Source organism: Marinitoga piezophila KA3 (assembly GCF_000255135.1).
Lineage (GTDB): Bacteria > Thermotogota > Thermotogae > Petrotogales > Petrotogaceae > Marinitoga > Marinitoga piezophila.
This window is the reverse complement of record NC_016751.1, coordinates 786,304-807,056: the sequence shown is the minus strand read 5'-3', so window position 1 is coordinate 807,056 and position 20,753 is coordinate 786,304. Positions and strand designations below refer to the sequence as shown.

Here is a 20,753-nt window from a genome sequence, read left to right as displayed (position 1 = left end):
TTTCTTGACTTTTTTTGATATTTCTGGTATTATATACTCGGTTGTGAAAGAGATTGCCCCCATCGTCTAGCGGCCTAGGACATTGGCCTTTCACGCCAAAGACACGGGTTCAAATCCCGTTGGGGGCGCCAGATAAAACATGAGTGGGTGCTTAGCTCAGCTGGGAGAGCGTCTGCCTTACAAGCAGAAGGTCGTAGGTTCGATCCCTGCAGCACCCACCATTTTTAAATAGTGGCCAGGTAGCTCAGTTGGTAGAGCACTGGACTGAAAATCCAGGTGTCGACAGTTCGATTCTGTCCCTGGCCACCAAAAAATCCCCGAACTTAGTTCGGGGATTTTTTTATTCTTCATGAAACCCGCCAATTGAACGTATAGAAGCTTGTCTCCTGAATATAAGTCTATAAATTGCAGCCTGCATTCTTTCAGGTAATTCAAAAAATTTCGAAGTATATTCATTGCAATGTAACCCGGTCTTTTTTTCTATTAAAGTTGCCGGAATATATAAACTTTCGCCAAATTCTGTTATGTGAAATATCACAACATCTCCAACCTTGAATACATCATTTTCACTATTAATAGTGAAAATAATCCCTTCTGCTCCAAAAATCTTGCATTTTGCTCTTTTAAATTTTGATTTTAAAATATTTTTCATAACAGGAGTTAACTTTTCCTTTAAAAGAGGAGTTATATCGTTTTTAAATCCTATATAAAAATCAAATCCCCAGAAAACCTTTAATTTTGATTTTTTACTTATTTTTGTTTCTATAATTTTTAAAACATAACCATATGGAGTTTTTAAAATTACTCGTGCTTTTGCATATTCCGGGAAATCCTTTGTGGTAATCTTTAATTTTAATATACTATCTTTTGATATTTCGTCAAATGTTTTTGAATTAATATGAATAATATCTCCAAATTTTTTTTCTATTATTCCGGAAAATTCTATAACTTCTCCACCGGGTGCCTCATAAAAGAGGTTAAGAGTTTTTGATTTTAAGATTAGATCACTAAATGATTCAGTATGAAATTCCGTATAATAAATCTTTATTGCTTCTGCAGCAACATTTACAACATCTTTATTAAAAATTTTTCCAGCTTTTTTCTCTATATCTTTAATAACAAAAGTTATGTCTTCATTTTCTGTTAAAACAATCTGTTCGTCTATATAATTTGAAATAATAAGAATGTTATCTTCTATTGAAAGGTTACTCTTTCCAAAATATCCTTTTCCATCAAGTCTCTCATGATGATTTATAGCAATATTTACATATGGTGTCATTAATACATTGCCTAAAAACATTTCTTCTAATCTATTTAAATGTATTCCAATTAAATTGTTATCAAATTCAGGATTTTTAATGTATTCAGAAATAGCTTTTTGTGAAACCCAGATATATCCAATGTCGTGAATTAATGATGCAATTTGAAGTTTAAAAATACTTTCTTCATCAAGATTAAGTAATGAAGCTATTATACTTGAAAGATCAGAAACTCTTAAAGAATGTTCATAAATTATTCTGGAATGGTTTCTTAAAATTGTGAGATAATTCTTTACAAAAGCATTTATAGAATATTTGCTGTATTTATCAAAATAAATTGTATCCACATTATTTTCAAAAACAGAAATAAACTTTCTAAAAATATTCTTTTTTTCTTCATCGAAAGAAAATTTTTCTTTTGAAATAATATATAAAAATCCATAATTTTTTTCTTTTGAAGGTAATCCATATAATTTCAAATAGAATTCATTAAGCTGATCATTTATTAAAAATGAAAATTCATTTGAATAAGAAATCCTGAAATTTGACTCTTTCTTCTCAAAAAAAGAGTCAAATATTTTTTCCGGTATTTTAAACACAATATCTTCTGATTGTTTAAAGTAGAATTTTTTTAAATTATTGTATGTAAATATATTTAAATAATTATGATTTTCAAGTCTTAAAGCAAAACCAATATATATTTCATTATTAGAAAATAATGATCTTGAATATATGTTTAAAGCGTTTTTTAAAACGTCTAATTGTAAAATAACTATCACCTTCTTTATTTAAGGTGTAAATATTTCAATCTTTTAATCCTCCCTGAGTTAATCCGGCTATAATATATTTTTGAGCAACAGCAAAAACGATAATAGTTGGCAAAAGCGCAATAACTATCCCTGCTGCCAATACATTCCATTGAACGCCTGCTTTTGAAACAATAGAATATAAACCAACTGGAACAGTATATTTATCCGATGTATTTAAAAACATAACAGCAGTAAATAATTCATTCCAGTTATTTACAAAAGAAAAGCTTAAAATAGCAGATAATCCTGGCAACATCAAAGGAATTGTTATTTTAAATAAAGCTTCTATTTCATTGCATCCATCAATTAAAGCAGCTTCTTCGAGGCTTTTTGGAATTCTGTCAAAAAAACCTTTTGCCATAATTGTACTAAAAGCTGCGCCAAAACCACTATATACAATTGTTATACTAATTAATTTATTAATCAAATGAAGATTGGAAAACATAACATATTGAGGAACCATAATCAGATATGTTGGTATCATTTGCGAAAAGAATAAAAATAAGGTTATTGCATTTCTAAATTTAAATTCCTTTCTTGAAAGTATATATCCGCTCAGCATGGCAAAAACAGTTGAAATGGAAGATGCAGCCAATGCAACAATAATGCTATTTGAAAAATACTGTTTGAAATTAACAAATTGAAATAACTTTTTATATCCATACAATGATGGATTATTTGTCCAGTATTTTATTGGAAATGTATATAATTCACTAACAGGTTTAAAAGAGGTTAAAATAATCCAGTATAGTGGAAATAATGCAAAAATAGCAAACAGTAATAACAATATAAATCGTAAAATCTTAACCTGCTTTTTCTTTTTCATAGGCTAAACTCCTTTTTAGAGGTTAATTTTAGGTACATCATTGTATATATAAATAATACGAGAACAATAATTACTCCATGTGCAGCAGCTTTGCTGTAATTTGATTCATAAAATACTACATTAATCATTTTTACAGAAAGGATTTCCGTACTTCCAGCAGGTCCTCCTCTTGTCATACCGTAAATAATATCAGGAAAATTCATAACCCATATTATTCTCAATAACACGGTATTTACAATAGTTGGTTTTATATATGGAATTGTAATATGAAAAAGTTTTGAAAAATAACCAGCTCCATCAATTTCAGCAGCTTCATATAAAGATTGTGGGATTGATTGTAAAGCTGCAAGTAGCATAATTGCAAAAAAGGGTATTCCATACCATACATTTACTAATATAACAGAAAACATTGCAAGTGACGGATCAGAAAGAAAATTAAGCCCTTCTTCAAGAATGCCGGTTCTAATTAAAATATCGTTTATTACACCAAACTGTCCATTAAGAAGCCATGACCATATTAAACCTATTGCAAATCCAGAGATAGCCCATGGGTAAAATACAAGTCCGGCGTATATTCCTCTACCTTTAAATGGTTCTTTCATTAAAAGTGCCAGTATAAAGCCAAAGATCAATTGAAAGAATACAGAAAAGAAAATCCATTTTATGGTATTTATCACTATGTCCATATAAAAGAAATCGGAAAATATTTCCCGATAATTTTCAAATCCAACCCATTGAATATTTCCAAAATTAAAAAGAGAATAATTTTTAAAAGAAAGCAAAACCCCACTTATAGTGGGGTAAAGAATTATAAATGAAATTAAAGTAATTGTTGGCAACAACATAAGAATAATAAATCTTTTACTATGTCTTTTCATATAATCACCGTCATATTTAAATTATTTTAAACCAGCCTTTTTCCAGAAATCTGTCCACATTTTTAAACATCTAACAACTGATAATTTTCCAAGTAATACCTGTTGCATAGTTTTTTCCTGATATTCGTTCCATTTTCCCCAGCTTTCGTTATCAAGTGGGTATTGTGTAAATTGATAATGTTCAGAATCTTTAAACATTTCTGTCCAGCCTTCAAATACATCTGAACTGAAGTAAGAATCATATTTATATACTGATTTTAATATTGGTAATGCACCATAACTTTTACTCCAATATCCGTTCATCTCTGCGGAACTTACAAATTTTATAAATTTCCAAGCTAAATCCTTATGTTTGGAATATGTTGGAATTCCCCAACCAACAAAACCAAATGTAGGATAAGCTTTTCCATATTTTCCAACAGGTAGTGGAGCTGTTTTATATTGTCCAGGTTTTAACATTTCGTTGAGCATACCTGTTGTATCTGGATCCTGGAACAATAATGGAGTGATACCTGAAACAAATGAATTAACTTGTTCATCCCAACCCCAGTTAATAGCATCTTTAGGAGCTGTATCCTTATATAAACTTACATAGAAATTCAAACCTTCAATAGCTCTTGGATCTTCAAAAATAATTTTTCCACTTTTTGTCAGATACATATTATCTGGATCAATATCATCAAAGAATGATGTAACCACAAGATCTATAAATGATGTTGGGTATCCTTTACCCCTAAAATCAAAACCATATTGATTCTTTGAAGCTTCTGTCAATTTTTTTGCCATATCATACATTTCTTGCATAGTTTTTGGATAAGTGTTAAAACCGTATTTTTTAAGTATATCTGGTCTATAGAATAAAGTTTTTACATAAATACCATGAGGTAATAGATAAGGGGTATTTTTATATATGCTTGCTGCTTTTAAAACACCATCTATTAAATCATCTTTTTCAGGCCATTCGTTGATATATGGTGTCAAATCTTCCAATTTGCCCATTGCTGCAAGGGTACTTAAATTCCAATCGCCTATTTCAACAATATCAAGTGGTTGTTCTGTGCTTACCATTAAATTAATTTTCTGATAAGCAGTTTCATATGGTGGGGATATTACGTTAATTTTTACACCGGGATTTAATGTTTCAAACATTTCTATGATTTTATTTAGAGTAGGAGTTCTCCATGGACTTGAAAATGCCTCAATTAAGTTTAAAACAACAGTATCTTCAGCAATTAAAAAAACGGAAGTAATTAATAATACCAATACCAAAAACAACTTTTTCATCAAAACTCCCCCTTTATGTAAAATTAGTTTCACTAATATTATACCATAACTTTACAAAAATTATAATAAAATCTAAAAACTATAAATTCATTAAAATGTATAGATATAATGAGGAAATTAAAAGTCCAAAGACAGCAACCTTCATTCCAATTTTCATAAAATCGAAAAACTTAATCTTTCTATCAAAGTTACTTTCAATCATTCCAACAATAACCATATTTGAAGCTGCACCACTAATAGTTCCATTCCCTCCAAAACTTGCTCCTAATGCCAATGCCCACCATAACAATTCACTATGTGGAAATGTACCAATTAAAGAACGGATTATAGGAATAAATATTGTCACAATAGGAACTGCCCCCATAAATGCTGCCAAAAATCCGGAACTCCATAATACTATTAAGAGCAATAAATATGGATGTGAAATAAAGTTATATATTAGATTCGTTATATCCTCTATAACATGAACATCTTCTAAGGCCTTTACAATGGCAAATAATCCAACAAAGAAAAACAACGTATCCCATTCTATTTCATGCGATATTTCGTCAAAATCCATTTTTGATATTAATAACATAATTGCACCGCCGGTTAAAGCAATTAAGGCTGCTTCGTAATCGAGATATTCATGTATAAAGAATCCAACAATTACCAGAGCAAAAACGATTAAACCTTTCTTTAAAAGAGGATAATTTACAATAGCCTTATTAGGATCTGCTTTCATAAGATTATCCAGTTTGCTTTTTTCAACATCTTTAAGTTCTTTATGAATATTCAAAAAGTATATTATAGATAAAAAGAGAACAATAAAAGAAGGAATGGACATTACAATTAAAAATTCCAGAAAGCTTTTTCCTGAAGCGCTTCCTACGAGGATATTTGGTGGGTCACCTATCATTGTGGCTGTACCGCCAATATTTGCAGAAAATATCATAGGAAAGAGAAAGGTTTCTGGTTTAACTTCAATTTCCTGACAGATATAAATAATTACAGGAGAAAAAAGAATTAAAGTCGTTACGTTATCAAGAAAACTTGAAAGTATAGCAACTGCAAGCATTGTAAAAATAAAGATAGAAATAACATTTCCGTTGGATTTTTTGACGATGTATATAGCGATAGCCTGAAACAAACCTGTTGTTTTTAAAATTCCCACAATAATCATCATTCCAAGCAAAATTCCCAGAGTGTTAAAATCGATAAAATCACCGGCATTTGAAACCCTGAGAGTATCAGAAACCTTTACAAGTGAAATTAATAATCCCATACTAAATGCAACAACAGCTTTATTTCCCTTTCCAAAGATAATTAGATAGTAAGTAAAAAAGAAAATAATCAAAGCAATAACTTTTGGTAGCATAAAATTCCCCCTAATTTTGTGAGTTGGATTAATTTTTCCATAATTAAATTATAGGAAAATATTAACACTAAGTCAAGGGGAGGTGAATTTAAAAATTAAAATAGTTAGATATACGAATATTTGTAAAATAGAGAAAAAAATAGTATAATTTATATGTATTTCATATTTATATTCTATATAAATAAAAGGAGGATGTTGCCATGAAGATGTTTCATAGATATCTACTTTATTTTTTGATTATTGGTCTTTTACCTATTCTTGCGCTTTTTCTTGTTGTATTAAATGGAAATAAGAAAGTAATGCATTTTAATTCCCAATCACGTTATGAACTCATTGAAAGTTCAGTTTCAAGGTTTTTTCAAAATGAATTTGAACAATTATCGGATATTGCAAAGAAATATGCACTGGATATTGAATTAAAAGAAGCACTAAAAAATGAAGATAGAGAAAAGGCAAAAGAAATTCTAGTAACAGCATTTGAAACTCTGAAACCTATTGGAATAAAGGTTCTTGAAGTTGAGGATAAAAATGGAGTGGTATTTTATAGAGGACATCATCCTGGAAAATTTGGAGATAACAAAAGTGAAGTTGTAGGTGTAAAACTGGCATTACAGGGAAAAGCAAACTATGGATTTGATTTTGGAAAAAGTGGATTTGGATTAAGAACTTTTGTACCAATAATGGATAATGGAAATGTTATAGGTGTTGTTCAAACTGGAATTCCATTTTCAAAAGAATCATTGGATTTATTTAAAAAGATGCTAACAACAGATATGGCAGTTTATACAAAAGATGGGTTATATGCAACAACAAGTGATGAATTTACGCTTAATAAGGATAAAATTCTACCGATATTCAATGAAATTGGTGATAAAAAATATGAATTAATACATAGCGATAAAAAAGGAATTTCATATTTAGTATTACCTTTAAGGGAACCAAATGGTAATTTAATAGGTGTTTTAAGTGTATTAGTAGATACAAGAAAAATAGATACATTAAATTCTAAAATAAGAGGAACAATTCTATTAACCATTTTTATAACTCTAATTCTTGTAGTAATTTTTGCTTATATAGTTACAAAGGTATTGCTTAAACGAATACATCATCTCATTGAAGGCCTTGAAAGAATGTCTGAAGGCGATTTAACAGTAGAATTAATTGATCATGGTAAAGATGAAATGAGCCATGTATTTAAAAGATTGGAACAGATGATGGATAAATTTAAAAGTATGCTAAAAACAGTAATTGAAACAGGATATGAGCTTGATAGCTCTTCAGGGAAATTAATAGAAGTTGCACAAAAAACAGAGAAAAATGCTGTATTTTTCCATGATGAATCAGCAGAAATAGAAAAAAATACAAATGATGTAGCTTCAGCAATGGAAGAAATAACCTCTGGTGTTGAAGAGATAGCATCTTCTGCACAAATGGTATCAGAAAATGCTCAGGAGTTATCAGCAATTGCCAGTGAGACAATACAAAATGCAGAAGAAGGCACAAAGAGCTTAAAAGAAATAGCAGAAATTATAGAAGAAGCTGTAAATCAGTCAAAAGTTACAGAAAATAAGGTTGAAGAACTGTTGAAATTAGCGGAGAATATAGGTGAAATTGTAGAAACAATTAATACAATAACAGAGCAAACAAACCTGTTGGCATTAAATGCAGCAATTGAAGCTGCAAGGGCAGGAGAAGCAGGAAAAGGTTTTGCTGTTGTTGCTGATGAAATTAGAAAATTAGCTGAAGAAAGTAAAAAAGCAACTGAAGAGATAGCCCAGATATTATCTCATGTACAAAATGGGGTAAAGGATGTTAATGGAGCCACATTAAAAACAGTAGATATAATAAATCAAATAGAATCTGGAACTCAAAAAGTTAATGAAAACTTTGATGTAATACTTGAAAAGATCGAAATAATTAATCAAAGAGTTGAAAGCTTAACAGCAAGTTCTGAAGAGCAAAGTGCATCAACAGAAGAAATGGCTGCAGCAATGGATAAAAGTATGAAAACAATACTTGAAATATCCAATAAAATAAGTGAAATAACAAGATTCTCACTTGAACAAAAAGATGATGCAAAGGTATTAAATTCAGTCTCTCAGGAATTAAAACAGCATTCAGAAGCATTAAAAGAAAACATAAAGAAATTTAAAATATAAAAATTAAAGGCGCGGTGAATTTCACCGCGCCTTTAATCATCTAAATTAATTTCGAACTTATCAACGAGTTTTTTGGTTAATTCAATCTCAGAAGGAGATAACTCTCCAAGTACAACTTCTTCTTCAAAAACATCTTCAAACCCTTTTTTGAATGCATTTGCCATTTCTTCGCAATCTACAGTTCTTCCAATAAGCGTATTAATATCAATAACCCTTTTTTCAAGATGTTTATAAAGTTTTTCCTTTTTATCTTCAGGCATTTTAAATAGATTAACATAATCCCTTAAAGGAAAGATTTGTGGAATTGAACCATGTTGCAATACATAACTTTCATTTCTATATTGAGCACTTCCAATGAATTTCTTTTTATCTACGGTAATTTCATAAATAGATGGTGCATCATAACATGCAGGCGTGTTGTTATGATTATTCTTATTCTTTTCCATATCGCATTTTATTCCTAATTCTTCCATACTTTTAATTAATGCCTCGGCTATTACTTTATAACTACCCACAACGCTTTTTGGCAATTTGGGATGATCTATATTTGCCGCAAAGAGATAGGTTATTTCTTTGTGATGCAAAACAGCACGTCCTCCGGTGGGTCTTCTAACAAGATCGATATATTTTTTCTTTAAATAGTCAATGTCAATATCTTCTATTTTTTGAAACCTTCCAATTGAAAGCGTTGCTAAATTCCAGCTGTATAGTCTAATAGTTGTTGGCTGTACTTTTTTGCCAACGTGTTTTGCAATAGCTAAATCACAAGCCATATTCCAGGAACCCATATGATAAGTATCAATAATAAGCCTGATCATAAAATACCTCCCAAAGGTTTTCTTACAGCCATACCAACTTTTCGTGGATATTTTTTAGGCGTCTCTATTTCTTTTTTCAATATGATAAAGTATCTTTCCTTATCAAACAATTGATAATTAATTTCTTTTTCTATTTTAAATCCTATTTTTTCTGCTGCAATTTCAAGATATTTTTTTTCTTCAGTAATATATGTTGGACCTTTATATAGGAATAACATTCCACCTATCTTTAAAAGAGGCGCTGCATACTCAAGAAGTATATCGCTTCTTGAAACAGCCTTGGCAGTTGCATAATCATATTCTTCTCTATGTTCTTTGGAAAATAACTCTACACGAGAATTAACAGAATTTGCATTATTGATATTGAGAGTTTTTATAAAATATTTCACGGCATTTATTTTCTTTTCAATGCTATCGAGCAAAGTAAAATCAACATTGTTATATATAATGCTTAAAGGAATTCCAGGGATGCCACCACCTGTGCCAATATCAATCATTTTCATATTATCTTTTAATTGATAATATTTTTCAAAAGGAAAAATACTATCAATTATCAAATGTTTTGAAGCCTCTTCTTTATCTTTTATTGCTGTAAGATTAACGGGGTAATTTATTATTAACTCAATAAAGGATTCCAGCTTTTTATATGAATTTTCATTCAAGAAAATTTCATATTTTTCAAGAACTCTCAACATAAAATTCATTGACTAATACCTCCTGATGTGGTATAATAATTCTCGGAGACGTAGCCTAATTGGCTAAGGCGTCGGTCTTGAAAACCGATGGGGTTGACGCCCCGTGTGGGTTCGAGTCCCACCGTCTCCGCCAATAATAAACCGCCCTTAATGGGCGGTTTTTGGTTTATTTTACGGAGCCAAATCTGCTTAATGGCCATATTCTTAAAAAAGGTCTTCCAATGATATTTTTTCCTGGTACTATACCAAAATATCTGCTATCAAAACTTTCTGTTGTATTATCTCCCATAAAGAAATAGAATCCTTCTGGAAGTATAATCTTAACATGGCCGTTTTCTTCAATGAAATATTTATTATAGTCTATTTTTGCAAGATATTTTTCATAATATGCAGTGTAATCTAACGTTTTATTGTAATATCTAAAAGCACCAAGATCAAACATAGGCTTTCTTAATTCAGTGAACTCACGATATATATCGCTGCTATATCTTTCAGGATATGCCATATATTTATAATAATTCTTTGAGGCAAAAATACCGTCTATATAATAATATCTGTTTTCAAATCCTTCTGGAATCTTTCCATTAACATATAATCTTGCCACTGAATCTTTTACACTTTTTGGAACTTTGTCGGCACCGCCATAATAATTTATAATCTTTTCCAGCCAATATGGGAGTTGAAAATCTTTATCATTTTTTATTTTTTCCCATATTTCAGTATCAGGAATTAATTCTAATGTATCTCCTGGAGTACCTACAAGCCTTTTTACATATTTTACATGACCATTAAATTCCTTTGGAGCAAATGAATCCATAAATTTATCAAATGGACCAAGTTTTTTTTCTGCACTTTTATCAACAAAAGGTGTCCAGAAAACTATTATATCTCCTTTTTGAGGTTCTTTATAATCATATGTAATTTTTTCAATGAATAAACGGTCCAACTCCTTTATGGTAGGCACCATAGAAGGAGTTGGAACCATCATTGTTTCAAATACAAATAAACGTATAATTGTTCCGAATATTACCGCATATATGAGTGCATTAATCCACTCATAGGTTTCCTTTTTTATTTTTTTCTTTAAATCGTCGTTAGGCAAGATCAGTCCCTTCTCTCCTTGATCTTAATCTTACCTCTGATATTTCTTAAGTAGTAAAGTTTTGCTCTTCTTACTTTACCTTTTCTTACAACCTGAATCTTTTCAATTGCTGGTGAGTGCATTGGGAATATTCTTTCAACACCTATACCGTTAGCTCCTATTCTTCTAACAGTGAATGTTTTTCCCATTCCGCCACCTTTGATTTTTATAACAATGCCTTCATAAGCCTGTACTCTTTCTCTTCCGCCTTCAACAACTTTAACATAAACTCTTACTGTATCTCCTGGTCTGAATTCTGGAATGTCTTCTCTTATATATTCTTTTTCAATGGCTCTGATATACTGATCCATGTTAAACCCTCCTTGAGTATATTTTTATTCTTATTTTTCACCAAATAATCTATCAAGGGTTATAGCTACAGCTGCTCTAACAGATAAATGATTAAATTCTGCATTTCCCCTGATAGGTTCAAGTTCGTAGTCACAAATTAACCTGATTTCCTCTGGCATGCCCCAACCAGTTCCAAATAGTATTAAATGCGGTTCATCATTATTAAATATTATCTCACTAATTTCTTTAAAACTCTTTGTTCTTTCTCTGATCTTTGCTGAAGTAAATATAAGCTTTGGCTTTTTACCTTCTATTTTTTCTATATCTTCTATTACATCTTCGAGATATCCTTTTAGCTTTACAATAGATAAAGCGTCATGTCTGTTAGGATTATATTGTTTTCCAAAACCCTCTGTCCAATATTTTAGAACATTTTTTACTATTTGTTGTTGAGCTGGTAGGTTTGAAACTACATAATAATTTTTAATATTATATGTTCTTGAAGACCTTGCTATATCGTGGATATCAAGGTTTGTAATAGCTGTTGAGATGATCTGGCCTTCACGTCCTAATATAGGATAATGAATTAAAGCTACATAAACATTATTTCTCATTAGAAATCAGCTCCCTGATTATATTAACAAGAACCCTTTTTTCAAATTCATCAAGGTCATGTTTTATAAATAAATCCGGTCTTTTTAAAATTGTTCTTAATAGACTTTCCTTTTTTCTATATTCGTCAATCTTTTTGTGATTTCCGCTTAATAAAACTTCGGGAACTTCCATGCCTCTATAATTACGGGGTTTTGTATAATGGGGATGATCGAGCAAAGTATTGTAGAAAGAATCATTCTTAACGCTTTCTATATCCCCAACAACACCCGGTACAAAACGCAATAATGCATCAATCATCAACATTGCTGGAAGCTCTCCACCAGTTACGACGAAATCGCCTATTGAAAGTTCTTCATCAACTATATTCATAACTCTTTCATCAATACCTTCATATCTTCCACAAAAAAACACTAAATTCTTTTTTTGTGCTAATCTTTCTGCATCACCAGTATCAAAATGTTTTCCTTGCGGTGAAGTTAAAATGATATATGGTTTTGTTCCTTTTTCTTCGATGTATTTATCGTAAAATTCAAAGAATGGTTCTGGTTTCATTACCATTCCAGGACCGCCACCATATGCATATAAATCAGTTACTTTATGTTTATCTTTTGTATAGTCCCTTAAATTATGTGCCTTGAAATGTACTATCTCATCCCTTATAGCCCTTGAAATAACTCCAAAGTCAGTTAGTGCTTTAAACATATCAGGGAAGATAGTAACAACATCAATCTCTATCTTCGGTATCATCTTCATACCATTCCAATCTCTTTACTGTAATATCATCTTTTTCTTTATTAAAAGAAATGAGATTTTCTTTTAATAAAGGATATAAGGTTTCGTCTTTTTCATATTTGTTTATTTGATTTTCAATGATCAAAACCTCATTGGCACCTGTTTCGAGAATATCCTTTATTTTTCCAATATATTCTCCATCTTCATAATAAACATTCTTGCCAAGAAGTTCAAAATAATAGAATTCATCATCATTTAATTCCGGTAATTCGTTTTTATTTATATATATTACAAAATCCTTATATCTTTGTGCGCTGGCTATATTTTCCACACCAGCAATCCTGATAATATACAGTTTATTTGCTTTTTTTATTTCGGTTATCTTTGCATACAGAAATTTTCTTGTTTTAGGATTGTATAATAATACATCTGTTAAATTTTCAAACAAACTTTCCTCATTTGATAGAGGAAATAATTTCATTCTTCCATCTAATCCATGAGTATTGGATATTTCACCAATAGCTATTCTATCCTTCAAGAGGTCTTCTAACCTCTTCATCTTATCACCTGATTACCTTTAAAAGGAATTTAGTGTTTTCGTCCTTTTTAGCAGCTGTTAATAATGTATTTATTGATTTAATAGTTCTTCCGTCTTTACCTATAATTTGTCCAACATCTGCTGGATCTGTATGTATTTCAAATATTATTTCATCACCGTTTTTTGATTCAGTAATCTTAACAGCGTCAGGATTTTTTACTATTCCTTTAATTATGGTTTCTAATAATTCTTTCATTTATATGCCTCCTGTGGCATTAAGCTTTCTTTTCAAATTTTATTTCGTGTACCTTTTTCATTACTCCAGCTTTTGATAATATTGATCTTGCTGTTTCTGTTGGTTGTGCACCTTTTAAAATCCATTCTACAGCTTTATCAACATCAACTTTGAAAGTGTCGTTTTCTCTTAGTGGATCATAAAATCCTAATGATTCAATATACTTTCCACTTCTTTTTTCCCTTGAATCAACTACTACAATTCTGTAAAAAGGTCTATGTCTTCTTCCCATCCTGTTCAATCTTATCTTTACCATGCTAAAAATACACCTCCTGAGTTTTTTAGTTTTTTATTTTAATTTTCTAATTAAAATCCAAATGGCATTTTTCCAAATAAAGACTTTTTATTTTTCATCTTTTTTACCTGCTTCATCATCTTTTTCATCTGTTCATAAGATTTAAGAAGCTTATTTATATCCTGTAAAGTAGTTCCGCTACCTTTTGCAATTCTCTGTTTTCTTGAATAATTTATAATTCTTGGCTTTCTTCTTTCCTCTTTTGTCATAGAATTTATTATAGCTTCAATCTTTTTCAATTCTTCTTCACCTTTGTTAAAATCTATACCTTCTTTTGGAATTCCTGGTATCATTTCAAGAATTTTTGAAAGAGGACCTAATTTTCTTATTTGTTGAATCTGTTCAAGAAAATCATTTAAATCAAATTTTCCTTCAAGAAACTTATTAGCAGCCTCTTCAGCCTTTTCTTTATCAATTTCAGTTTCAACCTTTTCAATTAATGAAAGAACATCACCCATTCCAAGAATTCTACTTGCATATCTATCTGGATAGAAGAGTTCAAGGTCATCAACCTTTTCACCAACACCAACAAATTTAATAGGTTTGTTAGTTATCTGTCTAATGGAAATGATAACCCCGCCTCTTGCGTCACCGTCAAGTTTAGTGACAATAAATCCATCTAATTCAAGCCTATCATTGAATTCTTTTGCGGAATTAACAGCATCCTGACCAATCATTGCATCTACAACCATTAAGATTTCATCAGGTTCAACGAGTTTTTTTATTTCAACTAATTCATTCATCATTTCCTCGTCTATATGTAATCGACCGGCAGTATCGAGTATTACAATATCATGCAACAATTTTTCTGCATAGTCCATAGCTTCTTTAACTATATTTACAGCATTCTTTCTATCGCCGGTAAATACAGGAACACCAATGCTTTCGCCTAACTGTACTAATTGATCAATAGCTGCGGGTCTGTAAGTATCAGCAGCAACAAGTAAAGGGGACTTTCCCTGTTTTTTAAAATATTTAGCAAGTTTTGCTGCATGTGTAGTTTTACCGCTTCCCTGAAGCCCTACAAGCATTATATAACCAGGTCTTTTTGAAATATTTAACTTTGGTTTTTCATTTCCACCCATTAATTCGATTAATTCATCTCTAACAATTCTTATAAATTCCTGGTCAGGGGTTAAACTTTCAAGAACTTCTTTACCAAGAGCTTTTTCTTTTACTCTTTCAACAAAGTCCTTTACAACCTTATAATTAACATCCGCCTCAAGAAGAGACATTTTTACTTCTCTAACAGCATCTTTTATATTTTTTTCTGATAATTTTCCCTGTCCTTTTAAGTTTTTAAAAGCTTTTGATAATTTTTTTTGTATGCTATCAAACAAAACAGACACCTCCGGCGGATTACTTATAAATCTATAAAAAATAAAAAAATATCGTAGATTATAGCTCCATCCCCTTTTTGCTATAATCTTTTATTAGTTTAGATATAATCCTTGTTTAATGAATTAACATAAAAAATACATGTCTAGTATACTATAAAAATTCTTTTTTTTCATGAATTCTATTGAACAAAATGTGAGAACCTGGAAAATTTAATGTTACAATTTGATTTCTATAATAGAAAGAAAAATTTAATTCATTCTCAATGAAGTATTTACATTTAAAAGAGGTATAATTAAAAAAATCCATCTCCCTAACCTCTGAGAGATGGATACTTGAAATTTTAAGAACTATTATTGACTCTCTGGAAGGAATTTCCATAACATTATTGATATTTTTTATTTTTGCTTTAATAGCTTTTGTAATTACGAAAGCTTTTGAAAATAAAAAATCAGAAAATTAGCACATATAAAAGATGAGTAATAAACCCGGCAAGTATACCGGCGATTGTATGAGAAAGAATAGCTTTACTTGCAAGTTTTCTTGCTTTTAAAGAATCCATCATTGCAATATGTGTTGAAAGATAGCCGCTCCATGTCATTCCTATTGAGGTTAAAACCGCAATATCATTTGCGGTTATGGAGTTTGATTCAATAAATCTTGGCACTAAAGCCAATGCGGCACCTGTTGAACCAAGAGATGTCAAAGGAAATGCGATTAACTTTGGTGATTTAAATCCAAAAAGGAAATTTAGTATAAATTCCAATCTTTCGCCAATCCACTGTAAAACAGGAACACCTTCATAAGGCAAACCTTGATATCCAATTGAAGGATCTTTTGGACCGTTTGTGAACATCATAACCATTGTACTTATAATTAAAACGCCAGGTATTATAGAAAGTCCAAGATCAACCCCAACTTTTCCACCTTCAAGCAAAGCATCTATTAAACGTGAAACATAACCACCTTTTGTTGCATTCCAGTAATTTACATTTTCCGTTCCGCTAAAACTTTCACTATTTTTATAATATTTTTTAGTATAAATTGAAAAAATTCTTACACTTATAATACTTCCAATTACAGCGCCCAAATTCCCTAATAATACAGGACCTACAAGATTTGTTCCCATATTAGAAGATTGAGCAATCATAAATGTAGTAACTATTAAACCCATTCCAAAAGAAGTCCCTAAATTACATAATAAGGGAATCTGCCATTTTTCAAAATACTTTACAAATTGCTTATCCTGGGCAAGGGATAAAATAGCTGGATTGTCAGATAGATATGTTGTTAAAATTCCAAGTGAAGCTGCACCTGGAAGGTTGTAAAGAGGGCGCATTAATTTTGATAATAATTTATTCAATAGATATACAACGCCAAATTCTGAAAGGATGTTACCAAAAGCGCTTGTTAAAACAGCAACTGCCATAATAAAGAAAACAGTATTCAACAATAGATCATGTGCTGTAGACATTAGAGTTTTAAAAAAGTTGCTAACCCCCATAATATTCATTACAGGAATAAAAATGATAAGGGAAATAATAACAAAAAGTGTGGGTTCTAAAAGATTGGTTTTTTGAACAATTTCTTTTTCTTCCATTTTATTCCTCCATATCTATTGAATTATTAAACAAATTATATTATAATAAATATGAAGTTTTTTTCAAACATTAAAAAAGGCAATTTTAAGTTTTCGATGCTAATTATTTATGATATAAGGCAATTAACATTTTAAATTTAATTATACCTTCAAATATAAATAACTTATTTCTGATATAATATAAATGTAACGGAGGCGTGTTCCGAATTGGCTAAGGAGCCGGTCTCGAAAACCGGTGAGGATAATATCCTCGTGTGGGTTCGAGTCCCACCGCCTCCGCCATTTTTTTATATATTCAAATTTTTATTGGGAGGGTTTATGATGAAAAATTTAAAGAATCTTTATCTTTTTTTAAAGGAAAAAATAGATTCGGGAAAGACAAATTATGCCATACCAAAAAGATGGATGCCTGATGATTATGAAGGAATTGTGAAAATCAGGGGGAGAAAGTTTGTAGTAAATCCTTATGAATATTTTTCAAGAGTAATTGAAAAAATTATGAAAAATGCAGATGAGAATATTGATTATTCAAAACCATTATCTTTAGTAACAGGAGAAAAATCCAGCGAATGGATAAAAAAAGCCATAGTATATAGTGCTCATGTAAGAATGACAACAGCATATCAACATAATGCAGATGCCCCATTTTTTATGCCTGTTGATGATTTAGGATTTAAAGAAAGTGGAACATTTTTAAAGATGATAGCGCTGCTGCCATATTTAAAACAATACAATGTAGATGCCATATATTTATTGCCAATTACACAATCAAGCAATAAATTTAAAAAAGGTGAAGTAGGTTCTCCATATGCAGTAAAGAGTTTTCATCACGTTGAAAAGGATTATCATGATCCTATTCTTGAAAAATTCAATGCAGATGAGGAATTTGCAGCCTTTGTTGAAGCAGCGCATATGTATGGCATGAGAGTTATACTTGACTTTATTCCAAGAACAGCTGCGAGGGATAATGATTTAATACTTGAACATCCAGATTGGTTCTATTGGATTGATATAAAGGAATTATCCTCATACGGACCACCAAAAATCGAAGGATTGGATTTTGAACAACCGTCAGCTGAAAATTTGCCTGTATTATATTCAAATGAAGAAGTAAAAAGGCATTTAAAGAAATTTAGATGGGCACCGAATATTACAGACCCGCAAAAATGGGAAAATTTTGTAAAGAAAAACAAAAATAATCCAGATTTTCTTGAAGAAATAGTAAGAGAATTTAAGGTTATTACAGTTCCAGGTTTTTCTGACTGGATAAATGATCCACAACCAACATGGGATGATGTTACATTCTTAAGATTATTTATGAGTCATCCAGAAGAATCAGAAAAATATCTTGAAAATCCGCAGGAACAACCACCATATGTGTTATATGACGTTGTGAAATCCAGCAAATTTCCTGGAAAAGAAATAAATTCGGGATTATGGGAAATGATTTCCAATATAATGCCATATTTCCAGAAAAATTTTGGTATAGATGGCGCAAGACTTGATATGGGACATGCACTTCCAAAAGAATTAGAACATCAGATTATATCAAATGCGAAAAATTATGATCCTTCATTTGCAATAATAGCAGAAGAATTATCAATGGATAATCATATAAAGGCAAAAAATAGCGGATATGATGCGATTCTTGGGAATACATGGTGGGCAGAGCCAAGACATAAAGAAAGCTGGTTTATAAAAACAACAAGAGATATAATGCCAGCATTATCTGTTCCATCATTTGCAACAGCGGAAACACCTGATTCTCCAAGGGCAGTAACAAGAGATGGCGGAGAATTATTCTCAAAACTTTCTGCAGTTGTTAATACATTTATGCCAAATGGAATAACATTTATAAATTCAGGAAGCGAAATTTTTGAAAAACAGCCAATGAATTTAGGGCTTGACTTTGAGAAACCAGAAGAAGAAAGATTTAAATACTTAGAACCTACAGATCAATTCTATGGAAAACTTGCGTTCTTTGATTATTATGCACTTCACTGGGATACAGACAGGCATATGGTAAGATTGCTTGTGGCATTGGGAAAAATAAAGAAAGAACATGCAGATTTAATTGCAAATATATCCAACTTCAGATATACCGATCATATGGATAAAGTATTTTCAATATTCTATTGGGATGGAAATAAAGGATTATTAATACCTGTAAACCTTAATTTTGATAAGTCTGTAAATTTTGCATATGATTTAGGGTATCATACATGGCGAGGACATCATAAAATAAGCCTTTTACTGGAAAATTATAGGCGCTGTGAATTCAAATGGGATGAAGGGGCATGGTTGAATATAACATTAAATCCAGGAGAAGCTAAAATATATCTTGTTGAATAACAATAAAAACGGACCAGCAACGGTCCGTTTTTATTACAATTTCAGAATCTATATTTATCTTGACTTTTTTATTTGTATGTGATATACTTTATGTGTAATTACACATCATACACAATAGAGGTGATTTATATGAGTTTAGAACGTCACAATATAATGATCGATCCGGAAACATGGAAGATTCTTCAAGAATTGAAACGTATACAAAACAAAAGTATAAGTGCTATTTTACGTGAAGCTGTTAACAGTTTTCTCGAAACTAATAAGTACAATAAAGTATATTTTAAAATGATGGCTAATGTGCCAGCATGTGATGATCAAGAAAATAAAGAGCTAACTGAAATGTTAGAAACATTGACCGAAGATGATCTAAAGGTTGTTGAAAGTTATGAAATACACCGTTAAATTAACAAAACGAGCTCAAAAAGTATTCAAAAAACTTGATACCAGAATGAAAAATCGTATATTTGATGCCATAGGAGATATGATAGATTATTATGATGGAAAAAGAAATGTAGCTATGCCCGATGTGAAAACTCTCCGTGGAAAATTTGAAGGATTATTGAGATTAAGAGTTGGAGATTATCGTGTGATTTTTAGTATGCATAACGATGAATTGATTATACTGGTTGTTGATATTGCGCCACGTGGTGGAGAATATAAGTAAAGTTGAATCACAATAAAAACGGACCGTTGCTGGTCCGTTATTTTATTGTTATTTCATAGCTATATGATCTTTTGTCGTATTTGAGAGTAATTATATACTTTGATTCTGTTAATTTTCCAATTTTTTGAAAAACATAGCTTTTTCCACTTAAAATCTTAAATTCTGGATATGTCAATATATTCATTTTTCCATTGTTTATATTAATAATAGCCTTATTTGTGAATTTTGGATTACCGGCAAAAAGTAAATATACTTCCTCATTTTTTTCAAAGTTTTTAACAGGTATGTATTTATCTTCGGAAACCTTTTTATAAAAATAAAAAGTGTGGATTTTTATATCTTTTAATATCTCTGATAAGCTTTTTGCATCTGGAAATGCATAATATTTTTCTAAAGGAATATCATTTAAATAGATTTTAGCTTTTGATGGCATTATAATCAATTGTGGAGACAATTTTAATGATTTTTTATCTGTTCTGTCAGGATATAAGTTTTTTTCATAAGTTTCATTCTCTGTTATTATCTTCAATTTAAATACAAATTTATAATCTGGATCAAAATAGATTTTATCAGCTCTTATTAAAAAAGCTTTGGAATTATTATCTTCGTATAATTTAATTATTTCAATATGAAAATTGTCATTATTTATAACATTAAAACCATTCTCTGGAAAGAAAGAGCTTTCATGAATGAGTATATTGGCAAATAAATTAATACTTAAAAGAGTAAATAATAATCCAATAATAATTTTTTTCATTTAAATCCCTCCAATAGAATATTCCGGGGCGAAAGGCCCCGGAATTAATG

The 20,753-nt window shown here is 30.5% G+C and carries 21 protein-coding genes and 5 tRNA genes; 9 read left to right on the top strand and 17 right to left on the bottom strand.

The window, feature by feature from the left end:
- Positions 1-55 precede the first annotated feature (55 nt).
- From MARPI_RS03915 to MARPI_RS03905, 3 genes are all read left to right on the top strand, one after another.
- A tRNA-Glu gene (locus MARPI_RS03915) sits at positions 56-131 on the top strand.
- Between the two features lie 14 nt (positions 132-145).
- A tRNA-Val gene (locus MARPI_RS03910) sits at positions 146-221 on the top strand.
- A gap of 12 nt (positions 222-233) precedes the next feature.
- Positions 234-309 (top strand) — tRNA-Phe (locus tag MARPI_RS03905).
- A gap of 31 nt (positions 310-340) precedes the next feature.
- Here the strand turns inward: MARPI_RS03905 and MARPI_RS03900 are convergent.
- The 5 genes from MARPI_RS03900 to MARPI_RS03880 form a co-directional block, all read right to left on the bottom strand.
- Entirely contained in the window at positions 341-2,038 is a 1,698-nt protein-coding gene (locus tag MARPI_RS03900; protein WP_014296292.1) for an HD-GYP domain-containing protein, read from the bottom strand.
- 25 nt (positions 2,039-2,063) lie between these two features.
- Positions 2,064-2,894: a carbohydrate ABC transporter permease gene (locus tag MARPI_RS03895; RefSeq protein ID WP_014296291.1), complete on the bottom strand. Its 831-nt coding sequence runs from the start codon at positions 2,892-2,894 to the stop codon at positions 2,064-2,066.
- A complete protein-coding gene (locus MARPI_RS03890) occupies positions 2,891-3,772 on the bottom strand; it encodes a carbohydrate ABC transporter permease (RefSeq protein WP_014296290.1) in 882 nt (293 codons plus the stop codon). Before MARPI_RS03890 ends, MARPI_RS03895 begins: the two co-directional genes overlap by 4 nt.
- A gap of 21 nt (positions 3,773-3,793) precedes the next feature.
- Entirely contained in the window at positions 3,794-5,056 is a 1,263-nt protein-coding gene (locus MARPI_RS03885) for an ABC transporter substrate-binding protein (RefSeq protein WP_014296289.1), read from the bottom strand.
- Between the two features lie 79 nt (positions 5,057-5,135).
- A complete protein-coding gene (locus tag MARPI_RS03880; protein ID WP_014296288.1) occupies positions 5,136-6,413 on the bottom strand; it encodes an ArsB/NhaD family transporter in 1,278 nt (425 codons plus the stop codon).
- 200 nt (positions 6,414-6,613) lie between these two features.
- On the opposite strand from MARPI_RS03880, the gene MARPI_RS10680 reads away from it, so the two are divergent.
- Positions 6,614-8,572: a methyl-accepting chemotaxis protein gene (locus MARPI_RS10680; RefSeq protein WP_014296287.1), complete on the top strand. Its 1,959-nt coding sequence runs from the start codon at positions 6,614-6,616 to the stop codon at positions 8,570-8,572.
- Positions 8,573-8,604: 32 nt separating this feature from the next.
- Here MARPI_RS10680 and MARPI_RS03870 read toward each other — a convergent pair whose 3' ends face one another.
- Positions 8,605-9,390 carry a lipoate--protein ligase family protein gene (locus tag MARPI_RS03870; protein WP_014296286.1) on the bottom strand — a complete coding sequence of 262 codons (786 nt, stop codon included), beginning with the start codon at positions 9,388-9,390 and terminating at the stop codon, positions 8,605-8,607.
- The gene (rsmG, locus tag MARPI_RS03865; RefSeq protein WP_014296285.1) at positions 9,387-10,094 is read right to left on the bottom strand and encodes a 16S rRNA (guanine(527)-N(7))-methyltransferase RsmG; all 708 of its coding nucleotides are present in this window, start codon (positions 10,092-10,094) and stop codon (positions 9,387-9,389) included. Before rsmG ends, MARPI_RS03870 begins: the two co-directional genes overlap by 4 nt.
- Positions 10,095-10,129: 35 nt before the next feature.
- On the opposite strand from rsmG, the gene MARPI_RS03860 reads away from it, so the two are divergent.
- Positions 10,130-10,218: transfer RNA gene (locus tag MARPI_RS03860), tRNA-Ser, on the top strand.
- A gap of 33 nt (positions 10,219-10,251) precedes the next feature.
- On the opposite strand, the gene lepB is transcribed toward MARPI_RS03860, so the two are convergent.
- The 9 genes from lepB to MARPI_RS03815 all read right to left on the bottom strand — a co-directional run bounded on the left by lepB (position 10,252) and on the right by MARPI_RS03815 (position 16,930).
- The gene (lepB, locus tag MARPI_RS03855) at positions 10,252-11,187 is read right to left on the bottom strand and encodes a signal peptidase I (protein ID WP_014296284.1); all 936 of its coding nucleotides are present in this window, start codon (positions 11,185-11,187) and stop codon (positions 10,252-10,254) included.
- Between the two features lie 2 nt (positions 11,188-11,189).
- Entirely contained in the window at positions 11,190-11,537 is a 348-nt protein-coding gene (gene rplS / locus MARPI_RS03850) for a 50S ribosomal protein L19 (RefSeq protein ID WP_014296283.1), read from the bottom strand.
- A gap of 30 nt (positions 11,538-11,567) precedes the next feature.
- Positions 11,568-12,131, bottom strand: coding sequence for an RNA methyltransferase (locus MARPI_RS03845; RefSeq protein WP_014296282.1), 564 nt, complete (start codon positions 12,129-12,131; stop codon positions 11,568-11,570).
- Positions 12,121-12,885 (bottom strand): tRNA (guanosine(37)-N1)-methyltransferase TrmD, encoded by a 765-nt coding sequence (gene trmD / locus MARPI_RS03840; protein ID WP_014296281.1) that lies wholly within the window; start codon positions 12,883-12,885, stop codon positions 12,121-12,123. The genes MARPI_RS03845 and trmD overlap by 11 nt, the downstream gene beginning before the upstream one ends.
- A complete protein-coding gene (rimM, locus tag MARPI_RS03835; protein WP_014296280.1) occupies positions 12,857-13,423 on the bottom strand; it encodes a ribosome maturation factor RimM in 567 nt (188 codons plus the stop codon). The genes trmD and rimM overlap by 29 nt, the downstream gene beginning before the upstream one ends.
- A 4-nt stretch (positions 13,424-13,427) precedes the next feature.
- A complete protein-coding gene (locus tag MARPI_RS03830) occupies positions 13,428-13,658 on the bottom strand; it encodes a KH domain-containing protein (protein WP_014296279.1) in 231 nt (76 codons plus the stop codon).
- 19 nt (positions 13,659-13,677) lie between these two features.
- A complete protein-coding gene (gene rpsP, locus MARPI_RS03825) occupies positions 13,678-13,953 on the bottom strand; it encodes a 30S ribosomal protein S16 (RefSeq protein ID WP_014296278.1) in 276 nt (91 codons plus the stop codon).
- Between the two features lie 50 nt (positions 13,954-14,003).
- Positions 14,004-15,332 (bottom strand): signal recognition particle protein, encoded by a 1,329-nt coding sequence (gene ffh, locus MARPI_RS03820; RefSeq protein ID WP_014296277.1) that lies wholly within the window; start codon positions 15,330-15,332, stop codon positions 14,004-14,006.
- Between the two features lie 449 nt (positions 15,333-15,781).
- Positions 15,782-16,930, bottom strand: a complete 1,149-nt coding sequence (locus MARPI_RS03815; protein WP_014296276.1) for a CD0519/CD1768 family membrane protein — start codon at positions 16,928-16,930, stop codon at positions 15,782-15,784.
- A gap of 191 nt (positions 16,931-17,121) precedes the next feature.
- Between MARPI_RS03815 and MARPI_RS03810 the strand changes: the two genes are divergently transcribed.
- From MARPI_RS03810 to MARPI_RS03795, 4 genes are all read left to right on the top strand, one after another.
- Positions 17,122-17,212, top strand: a tRNA-Ser gene (locus tag MARPI_RS03810).
- 39 nt (positions 17,213-17,251) lie between these two features.
- Positions 17,252-19,282, top strand: coding sequence for an alpha-amylase family glycosyl hydrolase (locus MARPI_RS03805; protein ID WP_014296275.1), 2,031 nt, complete (start codon positions 17,252-17,254; stop codon positions 19,280-19,282).
- Between the two features lie 129 nt (positions 19,283-19,411).
- A complete protein-coding gene (locus tag MARPI_RS03800) occupies positions 19,412-19,684 on the top strand; it encodes a ribbon-helix-helix domain-containing protein (RefSeq protein ID WP_014296274.1) in 273 nt (90 codons plus the stop codon).
- On the top strand, positions 19,668-19,946 hold the full coding sequence (locus MARPI_RS03795; protein ID WP_014296273.1) for a type II toxin-antitoxin system RelE family toxin: 279 nt from the start codon (positions 19,668-19,670) through the stop codon (positions 19,944-19,946). Before MARPI_RS03800 ends, MARPI_RS03795 begins: the two co-directional genes overlap by 17 nt.
- A 37-nt stretch (positions 19,947-19,983) precedes the next feature.
- Here MARPI_RS03795 and MARPI_RS03790 read toward each other — a convergent pair whose 3' ends face one another.
- Positions 19,984-20,703, bottom strand: a complete 720-nt coding sequence (locus MARPI_RS03790) for a hypothetical protein (protein ID WP_014296272.1) — start codon at positions 20,701-20,703, stop codon at positions 19,984-19,986.
- Positions 20,704-20,753: the final 50 nt, after the last annotated feature.

Bases quoted from the DNA above. Each gene is read 5' to 3' on its own strand.
- rpsP (WP_014296278.1), bottom strand. From the start codon at position 13,953: ATGGTAAAGATAAGATTGAACAGGATGGGAAGAAGACATAGACCTTTT.
- MARPI_RS10680 (WP_014296287.1), top strand. From the start codon at position 6,614: ATGAAGATGTTTCATAGATATCTACTTTATTTTTTGATTATTGGTCTT.
- MARPI_RS03805 (WP_014296275.1), top strand. From the start codon at position 17,252: ATGAAAAATTTAAAGAATCTTTATCTTTTTTTAAAGGAAAAAATAGAT.
- trmD (WP_014296281.1), bottom strand. From the start codon at position 12,885: ATGAAGATGATACCGAAGATAGAGATTGATGTTGTTACTATCTTCCCT.
- MARPI_RS03870 (WP_014296286.1), bottom strand. From the start codon at position 9,390: ATGATCAGGCTTATTATTGATACTTATCATATGGGTTCCTGGAATATG.
- rimM (WP_014296280.1), bottom strand. From the start codon at position 13,423: ATGAAGAGGTTAGAAGACCTCTTGAAGGATAGAATAGCTATTGGTGAA.
- MARPI_RS03790 (WP_014296272.1), bottom strand. From the start codon at position 20,703: ATGAAAAAAATTATTATTGGATTATTATTTACTCTTTTAAGTATTAAT.
- rsmG (WP_014296285.1), bottom strand. From the start codon at position 10,094: ATGAATTTTATGTTGAGAGTTCTTGAAAAATATGAAATTTTCTTGAAT.
- MARPI_RS03830 (WP_014296279.1), bottom strand. From the start codon at position 13,658: ATGAAAGAATTATTAGAAACCATAATTAAAGGAATAGTAAAAAATCCT.
- MARPI_RS03890 (WP_014296290.1), bottom strand. From the start codon at position 3,772: ATGAAAAGACATAGTAAAAGATTTATTATTCTTATGTTGTTGCCAACA.
- MARPI_RS03815 (WP_014296276.1), bottom strand. From the start codon at position 16,930: ATGGAAGAAAAAGAAATTGTTCAAAAAACCAATCTTTTAGAACCCACA.
- MARPI_RS03795 (WP_014296273.1), top strand. From the start codon at position 19,668: ATGAAATACACCGTTAAATTAACAAAACGAGCTCAAAAAGTATTCAAA.
- MARPI_RS03895 (WP_014296291.1), bottom strand. From the start codon at position 2,894: ATGAAAAAGAAAAAGCAGGTTAAGATTTTACGATTTATATTGTTATTA.
- rplS (WP_014296283.1), bottom strand. From the start codon at position 11,537: ATGGATCAGTATATCAGAGCCATTGAAAAAGAATATATAAGAGAAGAC.
- MARPI_RS03880 (WP_014296288.1), bottom strand. From the start codon at position 6,413: ATGCTACCAAAAGTTATTGCTTTGATTATTTTCTTTTTTACTTACTAT.
- MARPI_RS03885 (WP_014296289.1), bottom strand. From the start codon at position 5,056: ATGAAAAAGTTGTTTTTGGTATTGGTATTATTAATTACTTCCGTTTTT.
- MARPI_RS03845 (WP_014296282.1), bottom strand. From the start codon at position 12,131: ATGAGAAATAATGTTTATGTAGCTTTAATTCATTATCCTATATTAGGA.
- MARPI_RS03800 (WP_014296274.1), top strand. From the start codon at position 19,412: ATGAGTTTAGAACGTCACAATATAATGATCGATCCGGAAACATGGAAG.